Origin of the sequence: Paenibacillus thiaminolyticus (genome assembly GCF_003591545.1) — a bacterium.
In the GTDB taxonomy this organism is placed as follows: Bacteria; Bacillota; Bacilli; order Paenibacillales; family Paenibacillaceae; genus Paenibacillus_B; species Paenibacillus_B thiaminolyticus_A.
Genome location: NZ_QYZD01000017.1, coordinates 99,478 through 118,648, shown reverse-complemented (window position 1 = coordinate 118,648; position 19,171 = coordinate 99,478). Strand labels below are relative to the sequence as shown.

16 protein-coding genes are annotated in these 19,171 nt (G+C 54.5%); all 16 read right to left on the bottom strand.

What is annotated here, in order from left to right; genetic code table 11:
* Positions 1 to 238 precede the first annotated feature (238 nt).
* Complete coding sequence (gene sleB, locus DQX05_RS18385; RefSeq protein ID WP_119794957.1) at positions 239 to 982, bottom strand: spore cortex-lytic enzyme; 744 nt, start codon at positions 980 to 982, stop codon at positions 239 to 241.
* A 253-nt stretch (positions 983 to 1,235) separates the two neighbouring features.
* Entirely contained in the window at positions 1,236 to 3,830 is a 2,595-nt protein-coding gene (locus tag DQX05_RS18380; RefSeq protein ID WP_119794956.1) for an FtsK/SpoIIIE family DNA translocase, read from the bottom strand.
* Positions 3,831 to 4,010: 180 nt separating this feature from the next.
* Positions 4,011 to 4,220, bottom strand: coding sequence for a YlzJ-like family protein (locus DQX05_RS18375; protein ID WP_119794955.1), 210 nt, complete (start codon positions 4,218 to 4,220; stop codon positions 4,011 to 4,013).
* Positions 4,220 to 5,044, bottom strand: coding sequence for a ClpP family protease (locus tag DQX05_RS18370; RefSeq protein ID WP_119794954.1), 825 nt, complete (start codon positions 5,042 to 5,044; stop codon positions 4,220 to 4,222). The genes DQX05_RS18375 and DQX05_RS18370 overlap by 1 nt, the downstream gene beginning before the upstream one ends.
* Before the next feature lie 187 nt (positions 5,045 to 5,231).
* A complete protein-coding gene (locus DQX05_RS18365; protein WP_119794953.1) occupies positions 5,232 to 6,908 on the bottom strand; it encodes a ribonuclease J in 1,677 nt (558 codons plus the stop codon).
* Positions 6,909 to 7,130: 222 nt separating this feature from the next.
* On the bottom strand, positions 7,131 to 8,003 hold the full coding sequence (dapA, locus tag DQX05_RS18360; protein WP_119794952.1) for a 4-hydroxy-tetrahydrodipicolinate synthase: 873 nt from the start codon (positions 8,001 to 8,003) through the stop codon (positions 7,131 to 7,133).
* 53 nt (positions 8,004 to 8,056) lie between these two features.
* Positions 8,057 to 9,274, bottom strand: coding sequence for an aspartate kinase (dapG, locus tag DQX05_RS18355; RefSeq protein WP_119794951.1), 1,218 nt, complete (start codon positions 9,272 to 9,274; stop codon positions 8,057 to 8,059).
* 75 nt (positions 9,275 to 9,349) lie between these two features.
* On the bottom strand, positions 9,350 to 10,390 hold the full coding sequence (locus tag DQX05_RS18350; RefSeq protein WP_119794950.1) for an aspartate-semialdehyde dehydrogenase: 1,041 nt from the start codon (positions 10,388 to 10,390) through the stop codon (positions 9,350 to 9,352).
* A 90-nt stretch (positions 10,391 to 10,480) separates the two neighbouring features.
* Complete coding sequence (locus tag DQX05_RS18345; RefSeq protein ID WP_119794949.1) at positions 10,481 to 11,071, bottom strand: dipicolinate synthase subunit B; 591 nt, start codon at positions 11,069 to 11,071, stop codon at positions 10,481 to 10,483.
* A complete protein-coding gene (dpsA, locus tag DQX05_RS18340; protein WP_119794948.1) occupies positions 11,068 to 11,970 on the bottom strand; it encodes a dipicolinate synthase subunit DpsA in 903 nt (300 codons plus the stop codon). The genes DQX05_RS18345 and dpsA overlap by 4 nt, the downstream gene beginning before the upstream one ends.
* 192 nt (positions 11,971 to 12,162) lie before the next feature.
* Complete coding sequence (gene dut / locus DQX05_RS18335) at positions 12,163 to 12,621, bottom strand: dUTP diphosphatase (RefSeq protein WP_119794947.1); 459 nt, start codon at positions 12,619 to 12,621, stop codon at positions 12,163 to 12,165.
* Positions 12,590 to 13,864 carry a M16 family metallopeptidase gene (locus DQX05_RS18330; RefSeq protein ID WP_119794946.1) on the bottom strand — a complete coding sequence of 425 codons (1,275 nt, stop codon included), beginning with the start codon at positions 13,862 to 13,864 and terminating at the stop codon, positions 12,590 to 12,592. The genes dut and DQX05_RS18330 overlap by 32 nt, the downstream gene beginning before the upstream one ends.
* A 59-nt stretch (positions 13,865 to 13,923) precedes the next feature.
* Positions 13,924 to 14,937: a polysaccharide deacetylase family protein gene (locus DQX05_RS18325; protein ID WP_119794945.1), complete on the bottom strand. Its 1,014-nt coding sequence runs from the start codon at positions 14,935 to 14,937 to the stop codon at positions 13,924 to 13,926.
* A 155-nt stretch (positions 14,938 to 15,092) separates the two neighbouring features.
* Complete coding sequence (gene pnp, locus DQX05_RS18320) at positions 15,093 to 17,294, bottom strand: polyribonucleotide nucleotidyltransferase (protein ID WP_119794944.1); 2,202 nt, start codon at positions 17,292 to 17,294, stop codon at positions 15,093 to 15,095.
* Between the two features lie 316 nt (positions 17,295 to 17,610).
* A complete protein-coding gene (gene rpsO, locus DQX05_RS18315; RefSeq protein WP_119794943.1) occupies positions 17,611 to 17,880 on the bottom strand; it encodes a 30S ribosomal protein S15 in 270 nt (89 codons plus the stop codon).
* A gap of 172 nt (positions 17,881 to 18,052) precedes the next feature.
* Positions 18,053 to 19,030, bottom strand: a complete 978-nt coding sequence (locus DQX05_RS18310) for a bifunctional riboflavin kinase/FAD synthetase (RefSeq protein WP_119794942.1) — start codon at positions 19,028 to 19,030, stop codon at positions 18,053 to 18,055.
* Positions 19,031 to 19,171: the final 141 nt, after the last annotated feature.

Below are 19,171 nucleotides of genomic sequence, written 5' to 3'. Positions count from 1 at the left end.
CACGGCTGATGTCATGCATGTTATATTCGATACGTACCCGATGTATACCTGTTTTACATAAGCATGTCCCAAAATAAATGGCCGGCAGCGGCGAGACAAGCAGAAACGCCTTCGTCCCCTCCAAGGACGGAAAGCGTTTCTGGGTGAATAACAAGCCAAGTATAGATGGATTCCGTACTTGCTATATTTGAACAAAAGAAGCAATCGGCCCATTAGACCATTGCTTCTTCGTCATGGATTACATACAGAAGATATGTTTTCCAATCGTCTTCACCTGCGGCCGTGTCCAGATCCATTTGGAAGTCGCGGTCACCGGATTGAAGTAGTACAAGCACCCTCCGGAAGGATCCCAGCCGTTGATAGCATCCTGCACCGCCTGACGCGCCTGCTCATTCGGCTCAAGCCAGATCTGTCCGTCATCTACGGCGGTGAAAGCTCCCGGTTGGAAGATGACGCCGGATACGGTATTCGGGAAGCTCGGCGATTTGACGCGGTTCAAAATAACCGCAGCAACTGCCACCTGGCCTTCATACGGCTCGCCACGGGCTTCACCGTAGACCGCATTGGCCATTATCTTCAGATCGTTCGCTGACAATCCCATCGGATTGGAGCCGCTAACATTGCTTGGCTTGCCGCTCGGCGCCGTCTTCGGTTTGCCACTCGGCGCCGTCTCCGGCTTCCAGTTCTTCGTCGCCTTGACGAGCTTGTCTCTCGTTTTCGGTCCGACAATGCCGTCCACCGTTATTCCGAACTCCGATTGGAACCATTTCACCGAATCCATGGTCTTACTGCCGAAGATGCCGTCAACATTGCCGTAATAGAAGCCGAGGAATTTAAGGCGGCCCTGCAGCTCCGTGACGTCTTTTCCCTGAAAACCGTACGTTAGCGCCGCGCCGCTGAAGGTGGGCGCGTTTTCCGTCATATACTTGTACTGGTAAGCGCCGAACAGAACGAATACCATACACATTGTAATCCAAATCATGTGTTTTCTCATGGCCTAACGTCTACCTCTCTCTTGTGAATTTGACAGGATTGGCAACTTTATTATGAGAAAACCAAGCATTTTCTATTCACCTTGCCACTTCTTCGGTGGCCTGGGGGGCTATCCTCTGGCTTCTTACTCCTTACGCTCAGTATCCCATCTGTTCAGGCAAGGTATTCCATTGGATCTCCGCTGACTGAAAAAAAGACGCCCCAGCGTCTTTTCATCAATGCTTATATGGTTGCCATCCGTCTTAAGAGGACAGCTTGCTCTGTTCAAATTGCTCCAGCGTCATGAGCACTTCACGCGGGCGGCTTCCTTCATGCGGCCCGATAATTCCCTGCATATGCATATAATCGATCAAGCGGCTTGCGCGATTATAACCAATGCGCATCCGCCGCTGCAGCAGCGAGGCCGATGCTTGCTGAGCCTCCAGCACAATCTGCAGCGCCTGGTCATACAATTCATCTACCGGCTCGTCGGAAGCCGTTCCATTCTCATCCAGCTCGGGAACAAGCTCTTCGTTGTACTCCGCTTCTCCCTGGCTGCTCACATACGTGACGATCGCCTCTACCTCCTGATCGGACAAGAAGGCGCCCTGGACTCGAACCGGCTTCGAAGCGCCTACCGGCAGGAACAGCATATCTCCCCGTCCGAGCAGCTTCTCCGCGCCGGCCGAATCAAGAATCGTTCGCGAATCGACCTGTGATGACACGCCGAAGGCAATCCGGGAAGGAATGTTCGCCTTGATAAGCCCGGTGATGACATCGACCGATGGCCGCTGGGTCGCGATGATGAGATGGATCCCGGCGGCCCGTGCCATCTGGGCGAGTCGGCAGATCGCATCCTCTACATCGTTCGCGGCGACCATCATCAGATCGGCCAGCTCGTCCACGATGACGACGATGTAGGGCAGCAGCATATCCGGCTGCTCCGCCATCATCTTATTGTAGCCTTCAATATTGCGCGTACCGGATTTGGAGAACAGCTCATAGCGCTTTTCCATCTCGACAACGATTTTTTTAAGGGCAAGCGACGCCCGCTTCGGATCGGTGACGACCGGAGCAAGCAAGTGCGGAATGCCGTTATACACATTCAGCTCGACCATCTTCGGATCGACCATGAGGAACTTGACTTCATCCGGCTTCGCCTTGTACAGAATGCTCGTAATGATGCCGTTAATGCAGACCGACTTCCCTGAGCCGGTCGCGCCCGCGACGAGCAGATGGGGCATCCGCGCCAGATTGCCGACAATCGGCATCCCGGAAATATCGCGGCCGAGGGCGATGGACAACCGGGAAGGCGCTTCGGTAAAGGTTGGCGTCTCCATCACTTCCCGCATCGTTACGACCGACACTTCATTATTCGGCACTTCAATGCCGATGGCCGATTTTCCCGGAATCGGCGCTTCCATACGGATATCCTTGGCCGCCAGAGCGAGGGCAATATCGTCGGACAGGCTGACGATACGGCTTACCTTGACCCCGATATCCGGCTGGATCTCGTAGCGTGTAACCGCAGGTCCCCGCACCACTTCCAATACTTTGGCGCGGACTCCGAAGCTCTCCAGCGTCGCTTCCAGCTTGCGTGCCGTCTGCATGAAGTCGGAATGCTCGCCGCCCTTGCCCGCGCTCTGCTGCTTCGCAAGCAGCGAGAAGGAAGGGAGCCGGTATGGCTTCGGCGGCTTCTTGACCGGCGCAGGCGGGGGTCCCGCCGAATCCGATTCATCCCCATCCAATGCTTCGTGATCCGACGCTTCGGAATCGATGGCAGCCTCCTCCTCTCCGCCCGCATGATCGCCTCCCTGCGAAGTGACAGGCTCGGTCTCATGAATGCCATCTTCATCGGCCTCGTCATTATGACAGCCGGCCGCATCGGATGTCTGCTGGGCGGTGAAATCGCGGAACAGCGGTGCTGCTTCCTCCGCTCCGTCAACGGCAGAGGACGGTTCTTCCATCTCCTGCTGCAGCGGAATCGCGGTCGCAGCGCCAGCCGTAAATACGGCCGGATCTTCAGCATATTCTTCGTCCTCCATATCGGTCCGGCGCTTGCCGCCGAACAATTGAACGAAGACAGGAACCTTTTTCCGGCGCGGAGGACCGTCCTCATCCTCATCCTCTTCTTCCACCGGATCGGGAATTCGATCACGCGAACGCTTCGCCTTGGCGGCAGTTCGGCTTTTGCTCTCCGCCACCCTGCGTTCATTGAGCCGCGCTTTGCGCTTCTTGTTGATAATGGCGGCCCACTTCTTAATCTGGGTCCGTATTAAGCGTACCAACTCCACATAGGACAGCTGAGTCGCCAGCATGAAGCCGATGAACAGCAGCACGATCGTCAGCAGCCTCGTGCCCAGACTGCCGAACAGCACGAACAGGACGCAATACAGCGCCGCCCCGATATATCCGCCGCTTATATCTTTTTGCAGCATCGTACCCGCTGTGCCCGTGTCCGGAGACTGCAGCAATTCTACCTTCAATGCGTTATGTATGTCTTGAAAAATAATGCCCGCGCGAACCTCCTCCGCGCCGGGAAGTATCCGCTGCTCCACCGTGATGACCGTGGTTATCAGCGTCAGAGCCAGCATGATGCAGAGCAGCCCCGTCTTCCGCGGATTCCAGCCGGAAGGCCACTGGCGCTTGATCATGACGGCAAGTCCGATATATATGAACACAAGCGGTATAATAAAGTACCATTTCCCCAGCAACATGCCCGCGATCTTGGACAAAGAGCGGCCGAATGCCGCACCGCCTGCAAGGGCAATGACAGAACATGTTATCAGCAAAATACCGTAGATTTCATATTTCAGACTCTTGCTGAAGGACGCCTTTTTTTTCTTCCTCCGTGCCAAATGCGCTCACCTCCATCGATCCATTATATCACAGAACAACCGTTCTTCCTATCGGGATTAAGAGGGGCAGCAGGGGAAAGAATCTGCTTCCATTGGTCTAGCGATTATCTCTTCAGAACAGGCCCAAGCACGCTCCGATCACGAAGCGTGCTTGTTACTTTCGGCATCCTCGATCCCGTCTCATCCGAGAGAAATCATCGTGCCCGGCATATATTCGGGTTGTAGGAAATCTTGAATATCCTGCTCCTTCAGCAGCCGTTCGATCCGGACCGTTCTGCCATCGACCGCTTGGACGAGCAGTGTCCGCCCGTCCCGCTTCATCTCGAAGAAGCGGGGCTCTTTCTCATAGCCTCTCCATATTTCTTCCATTGGAATGATCGAATGAAGCATCAGACTTGTCCCCCCTCGTATGGCGGCTGCTGAACCGGCGGTTGCATCGTCGCTCCGTTGCCAGGCGCCGTCTTATTATTGAGTTTGCGCTCGTCAATCAGACGATTGAGATGACGGAGAGCCGCTCCGACTCCGCCCACTTCATCGATAAGACCGTAACGCACCGCATCGTGCCCGATGACCGTCGTGCCGATATCCCGGGTCAGTTCTCCCGTCGTGAACATCAGTTCCTTGAATTTATGCTCGGATACGCGGGAATGAGAGGTTACGAACCTTACGACTCGCTCCTGCATTTTATCCAAATATTCAAACGTCTGCGGCACGCCGATGACAAGCCCGGTCAACCGAATCGGATGAATCGTCATCGTGGCGGTCTCGGCGATCAGACTCATCTGGGAAGCGACGGCGATCGGGACGCCGATGCTATGTCCTCCGCCCAAGACGAGCGTGACGGTCGGCTTCGACATCGATGCGATCATTTCCGCAATCGCCAACCCCGCTTCCACGTCTCCTCCCACCGTATTCAATATAATCAGAACGCCTTCGATTTTGGCATTCTGCTCCGCAGCGACCAACTGCGGAATGACATGCTCATATTTCGTCGTTTTATTTTGAGGCGGCAGCACAATATGTCCTTCAATCTGCCCGATAATATTCAGGCAGTAAATGTTCGATTCTCCCGGCGACGGAGTGGAAGCGGTCCCCAACTGCTGGATATTCTCGACAGGGGGCGGGGTATTTGCCCCGGATGGGTTGTTTCCGTCAGGCGGCGTCTCGTTCTGATGTAGTGACGGCTGATATAGATGTATGTTCGGATCAGGCATCTGTATTCCCTCCATTTCGTCTAGTGGGTGCCGTCATAGGTTGCGCAACTCATTCCGACGTTATGCCTATCCTCTCTCGGCCATGCAAAAAAGCTGACAGCCCCCGCCGAAACAGGGGTGACAGCTTTCCTTGAAATAAAAGCCGGAACGAGAATAACTGGTGACTGGGATTCTCGTCCCATACTTATTATACTTCCATAATTATAGGCAGTATCATCGGACGGCGGCGGGTCTGCTCATACAGGAACCGGCCCAGCGCATCCTTCACATTGGTCTTGAGCGAAGCCCACTCATTCACATTCTCGTTCATCAGCTTATGAAGCGTCGAAGTGACGATGCGATTGGCCTCGTCCAGAAGACCTTCCGATTCACGGACATAGACGAATCCGCGGGAAATGATATCCGGACCGGACAGAATCGTTCCATCCTGCTTGCTCAAAGTGACAACGACGACCAGAATGCCGTCTTGTGACAACAATTTGCGATCGCGCAATACGATATTGCCGACATCGCCGACACCGAGTCCGTCAATGAGCACGTAACCCGATTGTACCTTCGATCCGCGCCGGGCAACGCCATTCTGAATCTCGACCGTATCTCCGATGTCCGTAATGAAAATATTTTCTGGCTCAATTCCGACCGACTCCGCAAGCTGAGCGTGGTGTCTCAGCATCCGGTACTCGCCGTGAATCGGAATGAAATATTTAGGCCGCATCAGGTTGAGCATCAGCTTGAGCTCTTCCTGGCTGCCGTGACCGGATACGTGAACCCCTGCTCTCATGCCGCTATAGATGACATTCGCACCTAAGCGGGATAGCTCATCGATAGTTCGTCCGACATACTTCTCATTGCCCGGAATTGGAGTAGCAGCAATGACAACCGTGTCTCCTGGCAAAATATCAACCTTGCGGTGCGTAGAACGCGCCATTCGCGTCAGAGCTGACATCGGCTCGCCCTGGGAGCCGGTTGAGAGTATGACTACGCGGTCAGCCGCCATCTTGTTCACTTCATCCGGTTCAATCAGCATACCGTCCGGAATATATAAATATCCGAGTTCCGAAGCGATGGTCACGACATTGACCATGCTGCGCCCTACCACGGTTAGCTTCCGGTTCGTCGCATGGGCTGCCTCAATCACCTGCTGTATCCGGTGAATGTTGGAGGCGAACGTCGCCACGACGACGCGCTGTTGAGCGCTGCGGAAAATTTCCTCCAGCACAATCCCAACGCTGCTCTCGGAAGGCGTATAGCCTGGACGCTCTGCATTCGTGCTGTCAGACAACAGGGCAAGCACGCCCTTGCTGCCGATTTCAGCCATGCGCTGCAGATCGGCATATTGCTCGTTAACCGGCGTATGATCGAACTTGAAATCGCCCGTATGGACGACATTGCCTTCCGGTGTCTCCAGACACACCCCCACCGAATCCGGTATCGAGTGGTTCGTCTTGAAGAACGACGCCCGGATCGACCCGAGCTGCACTTCGGAATCTGCCGTAATCAGCACGCGCTTCGTCTCGCCCAGCAGATTGGCTTCGCGCAGCTTGCTCTCAATCAAGCCCAACGTCAAACGCGTGCCGTACACTGGCACATTCAAATGCCTCAGTACATAAGGAAGACCACCGATGTGATCTTCGTGTCCGTGCGTAATGAGGATTCCTCTTACTTTGTCACGATTATCGGTCAAATATGAAATATCCGGAATGACAATATCAATTCCGAGCATATCTTCTTCCGGGAACTTCAACCCTGCATCGATGACGACGATATCGTTTCCGTATTGGACGACGTACATATTTTTCCCGATTTCGCCCACGCCGCCCAATGCGAAGATAGATAATTTATCAGCGGTGTTTTTCTTCGACAAGTGGATCTTAACCTCCTACTATATTCAGTTGGCCGTCAACCAATGAACATCTTTCATTTCAAAATTATACCGCACCCAGTCACTTGATTCTCATTATACATGAATAAAAGTGAAAAACACAAGTCAGCGATTATCAGCCCTATTGTCTCCCAAAAACAAAAACCGATGCCCCGCAAGGCATCGGCTCTTCAAACCGTTCATTCATTTCGCTAAAATGAAACCTCAATCAAGCGATGTAACCAACTCGTGAAGAAATGCGGCCTCGCTCTCGGATGGCCCTACCAGCGGGAGACGGACACCACCGACCTGATAGCCCCGAAGCTGAAGCAAATACTTCACGCCAACCGGATTCGGACAATGGAACAGACCCTTGAAAACCAGGTACAGACGACGATACAATCGGGCCGCTTCCTCGTTATTCCCGTTCAGATACGCTTCGATCATCATCTTCATCTCCGCGCCGACTAGATGGCTCGCTACGCTAATGACGCCGTGGCCCCCCACGGCCAAGAGAGGCAGCGTGAGAGGGTCGTCGCCGCTGTAGACATAGAACCCTTCCGGTGCGCCATCGACGATCAGGGTCATCTGCTCCAGCGAAGCGCATTCCTTGGTCGCGACGATATTCGGTATCTCCGCCAGACGAAGCGTAGTCTCGACAGACAGGCTTACAGCGGTCCGTCCCGGAACGTTATACAGGATGACCGGCAGCTTCGTCGATTCGGCAATCGCCTTGAAATGACGGTATAGCCCTTCCTGATTCGGTCTGTTATAGTAAGGTGCGACCAATAGAACGCCATCGACGCCGGCTTCCTCGGCCAGCTTCGTCAGATGAATCGAGTGGGCCGTGTTGTTGCTGCCTGTTCCGGCAATGATTCGAGCCCGCCCGGCAGCTTTTTCCACAGCGAACTTGAACAGCTCCACCTTCTCTTCATCGGTCAAGGTCGGGGATTCGCCCGTCGTTCCGCATATGACGAGACTGTCGTTCCGCTGCACCTCAATCAAATCATGAATCAGACGTTCCACTTCAGGCCAATGAATCCGTTCGTTGGCATCGAACGGGGTCACCATGGCGGTTATCAATCTTCCGAACTCCACTGTTAGACTCCTCCTCTTGCAACTTCAGATCAATGCCTGAAAGGCATCCTCTATTACCGCTCCAGATGGAACTTGGAATGCAGCGCCCGCAGCGCCCGAACCATATCTTCCTTCCGCACGAGAACCCATATCGTCGTATTCGAATCAGCGGATTGCAGTATCTGTATCTCCTGCTCCGTCAATGCTTCTACTATCGTTGCCATAATTCCCGGCACACCGTTGATGCCGCCGCCGATAACCGACACTTTGGCGCATCCGGAGAGGAATTTGGGCGCGAAGCCCATCTCCTCTAGCACCTCCCGCGCACTAGGAGCATCGGTATCGAACACCGTATAAACGGCCCCCGACGGGGTAACATTAATAAAGTCTACGCTAATATGATTTTGCGCCATCGCCTTGAAGACTTTGAGCTGCAAATCATAGACGCCCGCTTCGGCTTCCACCGAGATTTGCGTCACGTTGCTCACGTAAGCAATCCCTGTCACGAACCGATCGACAAAAGCCGTTTCCACCGCATGGAAGCCTTCCGGATGAGTGACGAGCGTTCCCTCTTCTTCGCTGAAGGTGGAGCGGACGCGAACAGGCACCTGAGCCTGCATCGCAATCTCGACCGCCCGCGGGTGAATGACTTTCGCCCCGTGATGGGCCAGATTGCACATCTCCGTGTAGCTTACGACCGATAACGGCTTCGCATCTTCCACCAAGCGCGGATCTGCGGTCAATATGCCGTTCACATCGGTATAAATATCGACAATTTCCGCATGCAGCGCCGCACCCAGCGCCGTGGCGGACGTGTCGCTTCCTCCCCGGCCAAGAGTCGTGATATCGCCCTCATCGGTCTGGCCCTGGAAGCCAGTAACGATAACGACATCGGCATGGTTCCAGGCTTCGATGACCCGTTCGGGACATACGTCCAATATGCGGGCATTGCCGAACTGGTGATCCGTCCGGAATCCGGCCTGGGCCCCCGTCAGCACTGTCGCCGAGATGTCATAGCGGCGGAGCAGGCCGCATAAGGTCGTTGCCGATATGATTTCACCGCAGCACAGTAATAAATCCTTCTCCCGCGGAAGCAGTGCGCCGCCGTTCTCTTGCATCCAATCTAGCAGGGTATCCGTTGCATAGGGCTCTCCCCGCCGGCCCATCGCTGAGACGACGACGGCAAGGCGGTAGCCTCGATCAAGCTCCCGCCGTATATGTTGAACTACTTTTTCTCTTGCTTCGGCAGTAGACAAAGAAGTGCCGCCGAATTTCTGTACTAATATACGCATAGCGTTTCCTCCAACCATGAAGACTGACTGCCAGATAACGTGCCGATGGACAAAAAAGGCAGGAACGGCCTGCCGTTATGGCCGCTCCGACGCAATATGTTCAGCAATTTGAACCGCGTTCCATGCAGCGCCTTTCATTAAGTTATCGGATACAATCCACATGTTAAGAGCGCGCGGTTCGTTCAAGTCCCTGCGCAGCCGTCCGATAAATACGTCCGGCTTCCCGGCGCATTCGGTCGCCAGCGGGTACTGTTGAGCTTCCGGAGCGTCTACCAAAGTAATGCCCGGGGCGTTGGCCAGCAGCTCTTTGACTTCATCAAGCTGGAAGTCTTCCTTCAATTCGACATATACGGACTCGGAATGGCCGAATACAACAGGGATGCGCACGCATGTTGCGGTCACCTGTATATCTTCGTCCCCCATAATTTTCTTCGTTTCCCGAATCATTTTCATTTCTTCGAGCGTAAAGCCGTTATCTTGGAATTTATCGATTTGCGGGATCGCATTAAAGGCAATCTGGTGCTTCACCGGCAAGGAGCCCACCGGAAGAATATCCGGATTCACGTCCCGGCCCTCCAGCGCTTCCTTCGTCTGGCGCTCCAACTCGTCAATCGCGCGGCTTCCCGCTCCGGATACCGCTTGATAAGTCGAGACGATTACTTTGGAGATGCCATACCGATCATAAAGCGGCTTCAACGCGACAACCATCTGGATCGTGGAGCAATTCGGATTGGCAATGAGACCCTGATTCTCTGCCACTTTATCTATATTCACTTCAGGAACGACGAGCGGCGTATTCGGATCCATGCGGTAAGCGTTCGTGTTATCAATACATACCGCTCCCCGCTTAATCGCTTCCGGAGCAAGCGCCTTCGACACGTCGCCGCCTGCGCTGAACAAGGCAATATCTATCCCCTCGAAGCTCTCCGGCTTCGCTTCCTGCACCGTAATCTCCTGACCGTTAAATACAATCTTCGTTCCGGCGGAACGCGCGGATGACAGCAATGTCAGCGTCTCAATGGGAAATTGACGTTGTTCCAGCAATTTGATAATCTGTTCCCCTACGGCGCCAGTTGCACCGACTACTGCAACATTGTACCGCTTCTGATTCGTCATATGTCGTTTCTCCCCTCTTGCCATCGTCTATATCAATCTGTCGAGGGATACGAGGAAGCATCCCTCGGCAGATGATCCACTAAGTTATGTTCATTGGTAACGTTCCACCAGCAGCGGCTGAAGCTGTCTGCCCTCCAGCGCCGCAATACAGGTCTCGGGCACGAGATCCATGCGGGCGACCAGTGAATTCGGCTTCTGAACCGGATTGTCCTGCCCGAATGGAACGAAGTATATGTTCTTCGCCACTAACAGCTTGGCGATATTGGCCGCATTCAATCCAAGGCCGTCATTCGTGGAGATAGCCAGCACGAGCGGACGCTGATTGCGCATCTGCGCCTTCGCGGCCATCAGGACCGGGCTGTCTGTCATCGCATTCGCCAGCTTGCTCGTCGTATTGCCCGTGCATGGAGCGATAACCATAACGTCCAGCAGCTTAGACGGGCCAAGCGGCTCTGCCTCCACAATTGTAGAAATAATATCATTCCCCGTTATTTCTTTCAACTGCATTTGCCACCCTTGCGATGTTCCGAACCGTGTGTCCGTCGTCATGACCGTATTCGAAGCAATCGGAATGACCCGTGCTCCCCCATCGACGAACCGCTGAATCTGAGGCATCACTTCCTCGAACGTGCAGTGAGATCCCGTCAGCGCATAACCTACCGTGATTCCCTTGTAAGTCATTCCCCTATTGCCCCCCGTTCCATCATGGACTCCTGCAGAAGCTGTGAGATGCTCTGAGCTAAGATGCGTCCCGCGGTCTTAGGAGCGACGATCCCCGGCAATCCCGGGGCCAGCATCGCCTTGATTCCGCGCTTCTCGGCGAATCGGAAGTCGACGCCTCCGGGCATCGAGGCGAGGTCGATAATGACCGCGCGATGGGGTATTTGGGCAATGACCTGCGCTGTGACTATCATAGTCGGTATCGTATTAAAAAGCAAGTCGATGTTCGACACTTCGTGCTCCAGATCGCTGACATAGAAAGGGCTGAAGCCCATCTCCGTCGCTCGGGCGAAGTGTTCGTTCCGCCTTACCCCAATCCGCACCCGTGCTCCTACGCCAAGCAGCGTTCGCGCCATCGTAAATCCAGTCCGTCCCATGCCGAGCACGACCGACTCGGAACCATGCAGCGTAATGTCCGTATGCTGAATCGCCATCATGAGGGCGCCCTCGGCCGTCGGGATCGAGTTATATATCGCCACGTCATCCCTGTCGAACAGCTCGAACAGCTTCAGCCGGTATTTCGTGCACAGCTCGCTTAAATACGGCTTCGCCATTCCGGTAAACAGTACGGCATGCTCCGGCAAGGCGGCCACATGCTCTTCCGCCAGAACCAGCTCTTCCGACGTGAATATGGCATGAACCTTGCCTTTGTCATCCGTCCCTACCGCCGGCAGGACGACCGCATCGGCCTTTTTCAGCAGCTCCGGCGTCAACGGCTGGCGCTGTACGCCGTGGAACGGATTTTGCAGCTGTTCATAGCCCACTAGAATAACGGTGGCGTCCAGCTCGGATAGCTTCTGAATGATCTCAAGCTGCCGGGCGTCACCGCCGATGAACACCACTTGAACTCCGGTTAACATGCTTGCCGTTCACTCCTTATCCCCGCAATATATAGAACATCTTATTCGCGAGCCCACAAAAGGTGCACCGACAACCGGAAGGAGGAACGCGGTTGGCCGTTCTCCCGCGACGAACCGGCTTCATGCGGCCGTTCGTCCCGACCTGAAAGATCAAAAAAGCAGCCACTTCGTAAGAGTGACTGCATTGGCAACCTATTTCGTTCCGGTGTGGCCGAAGCCGCCTTCGCCGCGAGCGGTGTCGGACAGCTCATTCACTTCGGTCAATTGGATCTGCGGCACGAACTGGAGCACCATCTGCGCAATCCGCTCCTTGCGCTCAATCGTGAAATGCTGCTGTCCAAGATTGACGAGCAGCACCTTCACCTCGCCGCGATAATCAGCGTCAATCGTTCCCGGCGAATTGAGGCAAGTGATGCCATGCTTGAAGGCTAGTCCGCTGCGGGGGCGAATCTGCGCTTCCAGATATGGCGGCATCGCCATCGCGAATCCGGCCGGCACCAGGGCGCGGTGACCCGGAGCCAACGTCAGCGGCCCCTCTACCGCCGCATACAGATCGAAGCCTGCCGCCAGATCGGACATTTTCTGCGGCAACGGAATGTCTTCATTGCCGGGCAATTTTTTAATTTGAACTTGATGGACTTGCTGTAACAAAGTAATCCCTCCTGAAAGCCGACATTGCGCGATCGTTCGCACCAACCATGGCCGCGGCAAACGGCTCGGACAGCATGCGGGATAAAACATATGTAATGTCATCCATCGTAATCGAATCGATCCGCGCAATAATTTCATCTAATGTATAGTGCCGGCCAAGCATCAACTCGTTCTTGCCCAACCGGTTCATCCGGGCGCCGGTGCTCTCCAGCCCCAGAATTAAGCTTCCTTTCAACTGCTCCTTGCCCTTCTTCAATTCATCCTGCGTCAAACCTTGCGCAGCGAGATTGCCAAGCACCTCAAGCGTAATGGCCAGCACGTCTTGCGTCTGCTTCGGCGCCGTACCCGCATAGATGGTGAACAGTCCGCAATCCGCATGCGAGGAATGATAGGAGTAGACCGCATAAGCCAAGCCACGCTTCTCACGGATCTCCTGGAACAGGCGCGAGCTCATGCCGCCTCCGATAACGTTATTCAATAAGATCATGGCATAGAGCCGCGGATCGGTCATGGAGCAGCCTGGCAAGCTCAAGCAAATATGATTCTGTTCGGTCTTCTTCTGATGGAAGATCGAGCTCCCGTCGAATATCGGCGCTGACACCTCGTAAGACGGTCGGGAATTGTGGAAATGTCCGAAATGCTTCTCCAGCAGCTCCAATAGGGAGGCATCGAAATTGCCCGCCACGGCGATCACCGTATTTTCAATTGTATAGTGCTCCTCCATGTATTGGAGCAAGTCGGTAGACCCCATCGGCTCCAGACGTTCCCTCGTCCCGAGAATCGGATACGCGAGCGGATGGCCCCCAAAGGCGGCACGCGTGACGAGATCGTGCACCGTATCGTCGGGGGTGTCTTCATACATTGCGATTTCCTCGAGTATGACGTTCTTCTCCTTGCTCAGCTCTTCTCCCTGCAGGGCGGAACGGAAAAACATGTCAGACAGCACATCGACGGCTATCGGAAGATGCTCATCCAGCACTTTCGCATAGTAGCACGTATATTCCTTCGAAGTAAATGCATTCACATTCCCTCCGATTGCGTCGAACGAATCCGCGATCGCCTTGGCATCGAACCGCTCCGTACCTTTGAACATCATGTGCTCAATAAAATGAGAAATACCGTTGGTCGTCTCATACTCATTGCGTGAACCGGTCTTCACCCAAATGCCGAATGACACGGAACGGCAGGTTGGTATTTTTTCCATAACGACCCGCAGACCGTTACTTAACTGCACTTTCTCCACCGGCAATCCTCCTCATCCGAAGTTCAATCCTTGTTGCCCCTCTAATCCTACCAAAAAACTTAACGCGGCTCAACCAACTCCACGTCGAGCCGCTTCTCGGACAGAGTCTCGCTGACCGTTCCGGGCAATAGGCCTTTGCTGCGAATCGTGCGGATGATGCCCGGCAGCGCAGCCTTGGAGGAAGGCGTCGGATGCATCAGGATGAGGGAGCCGGGCTCCACCTTCGCGTCGATTTTGCGAATGACGGCGGAAGGCTCCGGATTTTTCCAATCGACGGTGTCCACCGTCCACATGACGGTCTTCAATCCGTACGCGTGAGCGGTCTGAACCGTCAGCGCGTTGAAATCGCCGGATGGGGGCGCGAACCATTTGTTTTTCACCTGGAGGGTCGTCTCCAGCAGGCGCTTCGTTTTCTCGATTTGCTGGGCCTGCAAGCCCGCGCTCAGCTCGCTCATGTTCGGATGGGAATAGGCATGATTCTCCAGTTCATGTCCTTCCTCCTGAATCCGCTTCGCCATCTCTGGGTTTTTTTTCAACCAGCTTCCATCAAGGAAAAACGTTGCCTTCACTTTTTCTTCCTTGAGCGTCGCCAACATCGGTTCGATATGCTCGTTCCCCCATGCGACATTAATCATCAGCCCGGCCATCTTCTTATTCGGATTGCCGCGATAGATCGGCTGCGGCTCCAATTGTTCGAGCGTCACCCGCGGCGGAATTTCTCGCATGACCCATGTGATGCCGGCATCCGCCCGCTTCGCTTTATTGGCTTCGTACGTTCGCTCCCGATCAACCTCCAGCCCGTTGTACCCCGGGATGGCTTTCCAGACCCGGTCGATTCGCGCGTCGATCGGTGCGATATATTTGGTTTTGGCCTCCTCCGCAATCCGTTCCTTCAACGGAAGCTTCTCCAGCGCTTCCGCCTCATTCAGGTGATACGCCTCACTGATAGCGAGCACCGCTTTGCGCTCTTTAATGAAGGATCCTGCCTCTGTTCCCGTTCCGATATATAGCGCCCCTATCAAGGCAACGATGATAAAGATCCATTTTCGTGTGACTGGCCGCATAGAGTCCATTCCTTTCCACAGTTTGTCCTTCTGATTCTATGCCAAATCGGGCATAGTTATGCGGCGGAAGACGGGACTGGCTCGAACCAATAAAAAACATGAACGCAAAAAAAGAGCCAGAAACCAGTCTGCCTCTTTCCTTGTATCTATGCTGTTCTTCCTTATTACGATTGCGGCCTTGGCGGTCGCGGTCCTCTTGGACGCGATCCTCCATGCGGAGGGCGCCCTCCACTGCGCGGACGATCCGGCGCGCTTCCGTCTGCAGGCGCTGCCCCTTCCGGCTGTGCTGGCTCAAGCAAGACGCGGCGAGACAGATTGATGCGGCCTTGTTGATCAATCTCGACAACCTTGACTTCGATCTTATCGCCGATGGAAGCGACATCCTCCACCTTCGCGATACGTTCAACCGCCATTTGAGAAATATGAACGAGCCCTTCCTTGCCAGGAAGAATCTCCACGAACGCGCCGAACTTCTCAATGCGCTTCACCGTTCCGGTATATACTTCGCCGACGACGACTTCCTTGACGATCGCTTCGATCATATCGCGGGCGCGGATATTGGACTCTTCATTCGGCGATGCAATGAAGATACGTCCATCCTGCTCGATATCGATTTTGACGCCAGTCTCATCGATGATTTTGTTAACCACCTTGCCGCCTGCGCCGATAACGTCGCGGATTTTGTCCGGATTGATCTGCATGATCAAAATCTTAGGCGCATACGGAGACAGCGTCTCGCGCGGCTTGTCGATGACCTGAAGCATCTTCTCCAGGATGAACATGCGCCCTTCACGCGCTTGCGCCAAGGCTTGCGTCAAGATGCTGCGGTCAATGCCGTCGATTTTGATATCCATCTGGATGGCGGTAACGCCTTCGGCGGTCCCAGCCACTTTGAAGTCCATATCTCCGAGATGATCTTCCATGCCTTGAATGTCGGACAGAATCGAGAAATGCTCTCCATCCTTAATAAGCCCCATTGCAATCCCGGCTACCGGCGCCTTGATCGGAACGCCTGCATCCATCATTGCCAGCGTGCTCGCACAGATGCTCGCCTGGGATGTGGACCCGTTCGACTCCAACACTTCGGAGACGAGGCGAATCGTGTACGGGAAATCCGACTCCGGCGGAATGACCTTGGACAACGCACGTTCTCCGAGAGCGCCATGTCCAATCTCCCGGCGGCCTGGCGCCCGTAATGGACGAGCTTCCCCTACGGAGAAAGGCGGGAAGTTATAATGATGCATGAAGCGCTTCGATTCTTCCAGCGAGATGCCGTCCAGAATCTGCACATCACCCAATGCCCCCAACGTACAAATGCTGAGCGCCTGCGTCTGACCCCGCGTGAACAGACCTGATCCGTGCGTGCGCGGCAGCAGGCTCGTGTCGCACTCGATCGGGCGGATCTCATCCACCTTGCGGCCGTCAGGGCGCACTTTCTCATGCGTAATCAAGCGGCGCACTTCTTCCTTGACAATGTCGTACAGCGTCTCCTTCACATCATCCATCCGTTCAGGCGACTCGATATACTGTGCTTCAAAATGCTCGACCGCTTCCTGGTTGATGGCATCGATCGCATCCTGGCGCGCATGCTTCTCCGGAATGCGGATCGCTTCGACCAGACGCTCCTGCGCAAATGCACGCACCGCGGCATTAACGTCCGTATCAACGGCATGGAGCTTAACCTCCATCTTCGCCGTTCCAGCAAGTTCAGTGAAGCGCTCGATCACATCGACAATCTTGCGAATCTCTTCGTGTCCGAACATGATTGCTTCCAGCATCACTTCTTCCGGCACTTCGTTCGCTTCCGCTTCGACCATCATGATCGCATCCTTCGTGCCTGCGACCGTGACGTGAATATCGGTCTTCTCTTCCTGCTCCACGGTAGGGTTAATGATGAATTGACCGTCAATCCGGCCGACGACAACCCCTCCGATAGGACCGTTGAACGGCACATCGGAGATCGACAGCGCAGCTGACGTTCCAATCATGGCCGCCATCTCTGGCGAGCAATCTTGATCAACGCTCATGACGAGATCGACAATCTGAATGTCATTGCGGAAGCCTTCCGGGAACAGCGGGCGAATCGGGCGGTCAATAAGACGGCTCGCCAGGATCGCCTTCTCGCTCGGACGTCCTTCCCGCTTGATGAATCCCCCGGGAATCTTGCCCACGGAATACAGACGCTCTTCATAATTCACGGTTAGCGGAAAAAAGTCTAAATCTTTTGGTTCCTTCGAAGCGGTCACGGTACAAAGAACGACCGTGTCACCGTATTGAACCTTGACGGCGCCGTTGGCCTGCTTCGCCAATCGTCCCGTCTCGAGTACAAGCGGTCTTCCGCCAAGTTCCATCTCGATGCGGTTCATCGGATCCCTCCTTAAGTTTACGCATAGTTATCTTCGTTACACCTACCATTATCTCCTGCATCCCGCCTGAAAAAACAAGGGGAATGTATGAGCCCGAAAATTCCGGCAGATCATTTAGATGTGGTTCATGAACTCATTATTGTAGGATTATGTATCAACAGACTTCGGACCGGGGCTCGTCCAGCCTTGCGCCTGATATCATCTCCATCGCATCGATGCAAGCGGGCAAAATTCGCCCCATCGTTAAAAAGCAACCCGGCTGCATGCCGCACTGTCAGGCGGGATGAACAACCAGGCTGCTAAGAGGTCCTTGCTATTAACGGCGCAGTCCGAGCTTCGCGATCAATGCGCTGTAACGTTTAACATCCTTCTTCTTCAAGTAAGCAAGAAGCTTACGGCGTTGGCCGACCATTTTCAACAATCCGCGGCGGGAATGATGGTCTTTCTTATGTGTCCGCAAGTGATCCGTCAAATTAACGATGTTCTCAGTAAGGATAGCGATCTGCACTTCCGGAGATCCTGTGTCCGATTCGTGCGTCTTATGCATGTCAATGAGCTGTTGCTTGCGCTCTTGAGTCAATGCCATCCTATTCACCTCCCAATATGTTATCTATTCAGCCGAGAGCCTCGTTGCCGTCGGTGAGATCGAGCAACCAAGCTAAGGCTATTGCCGCCTATTCACGACAACGTTACTAGTATATCACTATCAGATTTAAAAGTAAACGCAGATTCTCGATGTATTTCGGCAGCATCCGATGCTACCCCTGGAACACGCTCTCCAATGCCGGCGCGCCCTCCATAGAAGCCAGCCGTCGACGGGCTTCCTCGGCATCCGCCGTTATCTGGGCGACAAGCGCCGCAATGCCGTCGAACTTCTGCTCGGCTCTCAGGAAATCCATGACGGCAATGGTCACTTCTTCCCCGTAAATGTCCGCATCGAAGTCGAACAGGTGCGCCTCGATCGATGGTCTCGTCTCCCCGCTCTTGAAGGTAGGCTTCAACCCGATGTTCATCACGCCATCATGCCACACTCCGCCAACCTGCACCTTGACGGCGTAGACGCCGTTCCTCGGAATGACATACGGTTCATTCGGGTCCACGTTCGCGGTCGGGAAGCCGATCGTGCGGCCGCGGGCATCGCCATGAATGACCGTCCCCCGCAGCAGATAAGGACGGGCCAGCAATTGATTGGCCTTCGTGATCTCGCCTTCGGCAAGGCATTGGCGGATGCGGGTGCTGCTCACCTTCGCATCGTCATCGTTGTGGGCCGACACAATATCGACAGTGAAGCAGCCCTCTCCCCATTCGGCCAGCAGATCGGCCGAGCCTTCCCCGCGATGGCCGAACCGGTTATCGAAGCCGACCACGGCATGCTTCACCCCGAGATTGCACAGGCAGTCCGCGAACTTGCGGGCCTGCAGCTGGGCGAAGCTCAGATTGAAGTCTATAATATACAAGCGATCGATTCCGAGCTGGGCCAGAACTCGCTCTTTCTCCTTCGGCGGAGTCAGGCATCTTGCATACCGTTCATCGCCGAATACCGCCTTCGGATGAGGGTGGAAGGTCATTAGAGCGACAGGCAGGCCATGCTCCCGCCCATACTTCAGCCCACGCTCAATCACCTTCACATGGCCGGCGTGTATACCGTCGAAATGACCCAGGATCACCACTTGCGGCTGCTGCGACGCCGTCCATTCCGCATGTCCGTCTGTTGCATGTATCACTATCTTTTCCATTTGTAATCAGAGCCCCTGCATTCGTATTTCCGGTTGCACACAACCGCCGTTCCCATCTTGGTAGTTGTTCCCACAAATCCGGTTCAAGCATACATTTTCGGTATGTTATCTGTTTCACAAAACAGGGCAAAGGATAGCGCA

Excerpts from the sequence above, each read along its gene's own strand:
- sleB (WP_119794957.1), bottom strand. The coding sequence starts at position 982 with ATGATTTGGATTACAATGTGTATGGTATTCGTTCTGTTCGGCGCTTAC.
- DQX05_RS18375 (WP_119794955.1), bottom strand. The coding sequence starts at position 4,220 with ATGCTTCATTCGATCATTCCAATGGAAGAAATATGGAGAGGCTATGAG.
- DQX05_RS18370 (WP_119794954.1), bottom strand. The coding sequence starts at position 5,044 with ATGCCTGATCCGAACATACATCTATATCAGCCGTCACTACATCAGAAC.
- dapG (WP_119794951.1), bottom strand. The coding sequence starts at position 9,274 with ATGCGTATATTAGTACAGAAATTCGGCGGCACTTCTTTGTCTACTGCC.
- DQX05_RS18350 (WP_119794950.1), bottom strand. The coding sequence starts at position 10,390 with ATGACGAATCAGAAGCGGTACAATGTTGCAGTAGTCGGTGCAACTGGC.
- DQX05_RS18345 (WP_119794949.1), bottom strand. The coding sequence starts at position 11,071 with ATGACTTACAAGGGAATCACGGTAGGTTATGCGCTGACGGGATCTCAC.
- dpsA (WP_119794948.1), bottom strand. The coding sequence starts at position 11,970 with ATGTTAACCGGAGTTCAAGTGGTGTTCATCGGCGGTGACGCCCGGCAG.
- DQX05_RS18325 (WP_119794945.1), bottom strand. The coding sequence starts at position 14,937 with ATGGACTCTATGCGGCCAGTCACACGAAAATGGATCTTTATCATCGTT.
- pnp (WP_119794944.1), bottom strand. The coding sequence starts at position 17,294 with ATGAACCGCATCGAGATGGAACTTGGCGGAAGACCGCTTGTACTCGAG.
- rpsO (WP_119794943.1), bottom strand. The coding sequence starts at position 17,880 with ATGGCATTGACTCAAGAGCGCAAGCAACAGCTCATTGACATGCATAAG.
- DQX05_RS18310 (WP_119794942.1), bottom strand. The coding sequence starts at position 19,030 with ATGGAAAAGATAGTGATACATGCAACAGACGGACATGCGGAATGGACG.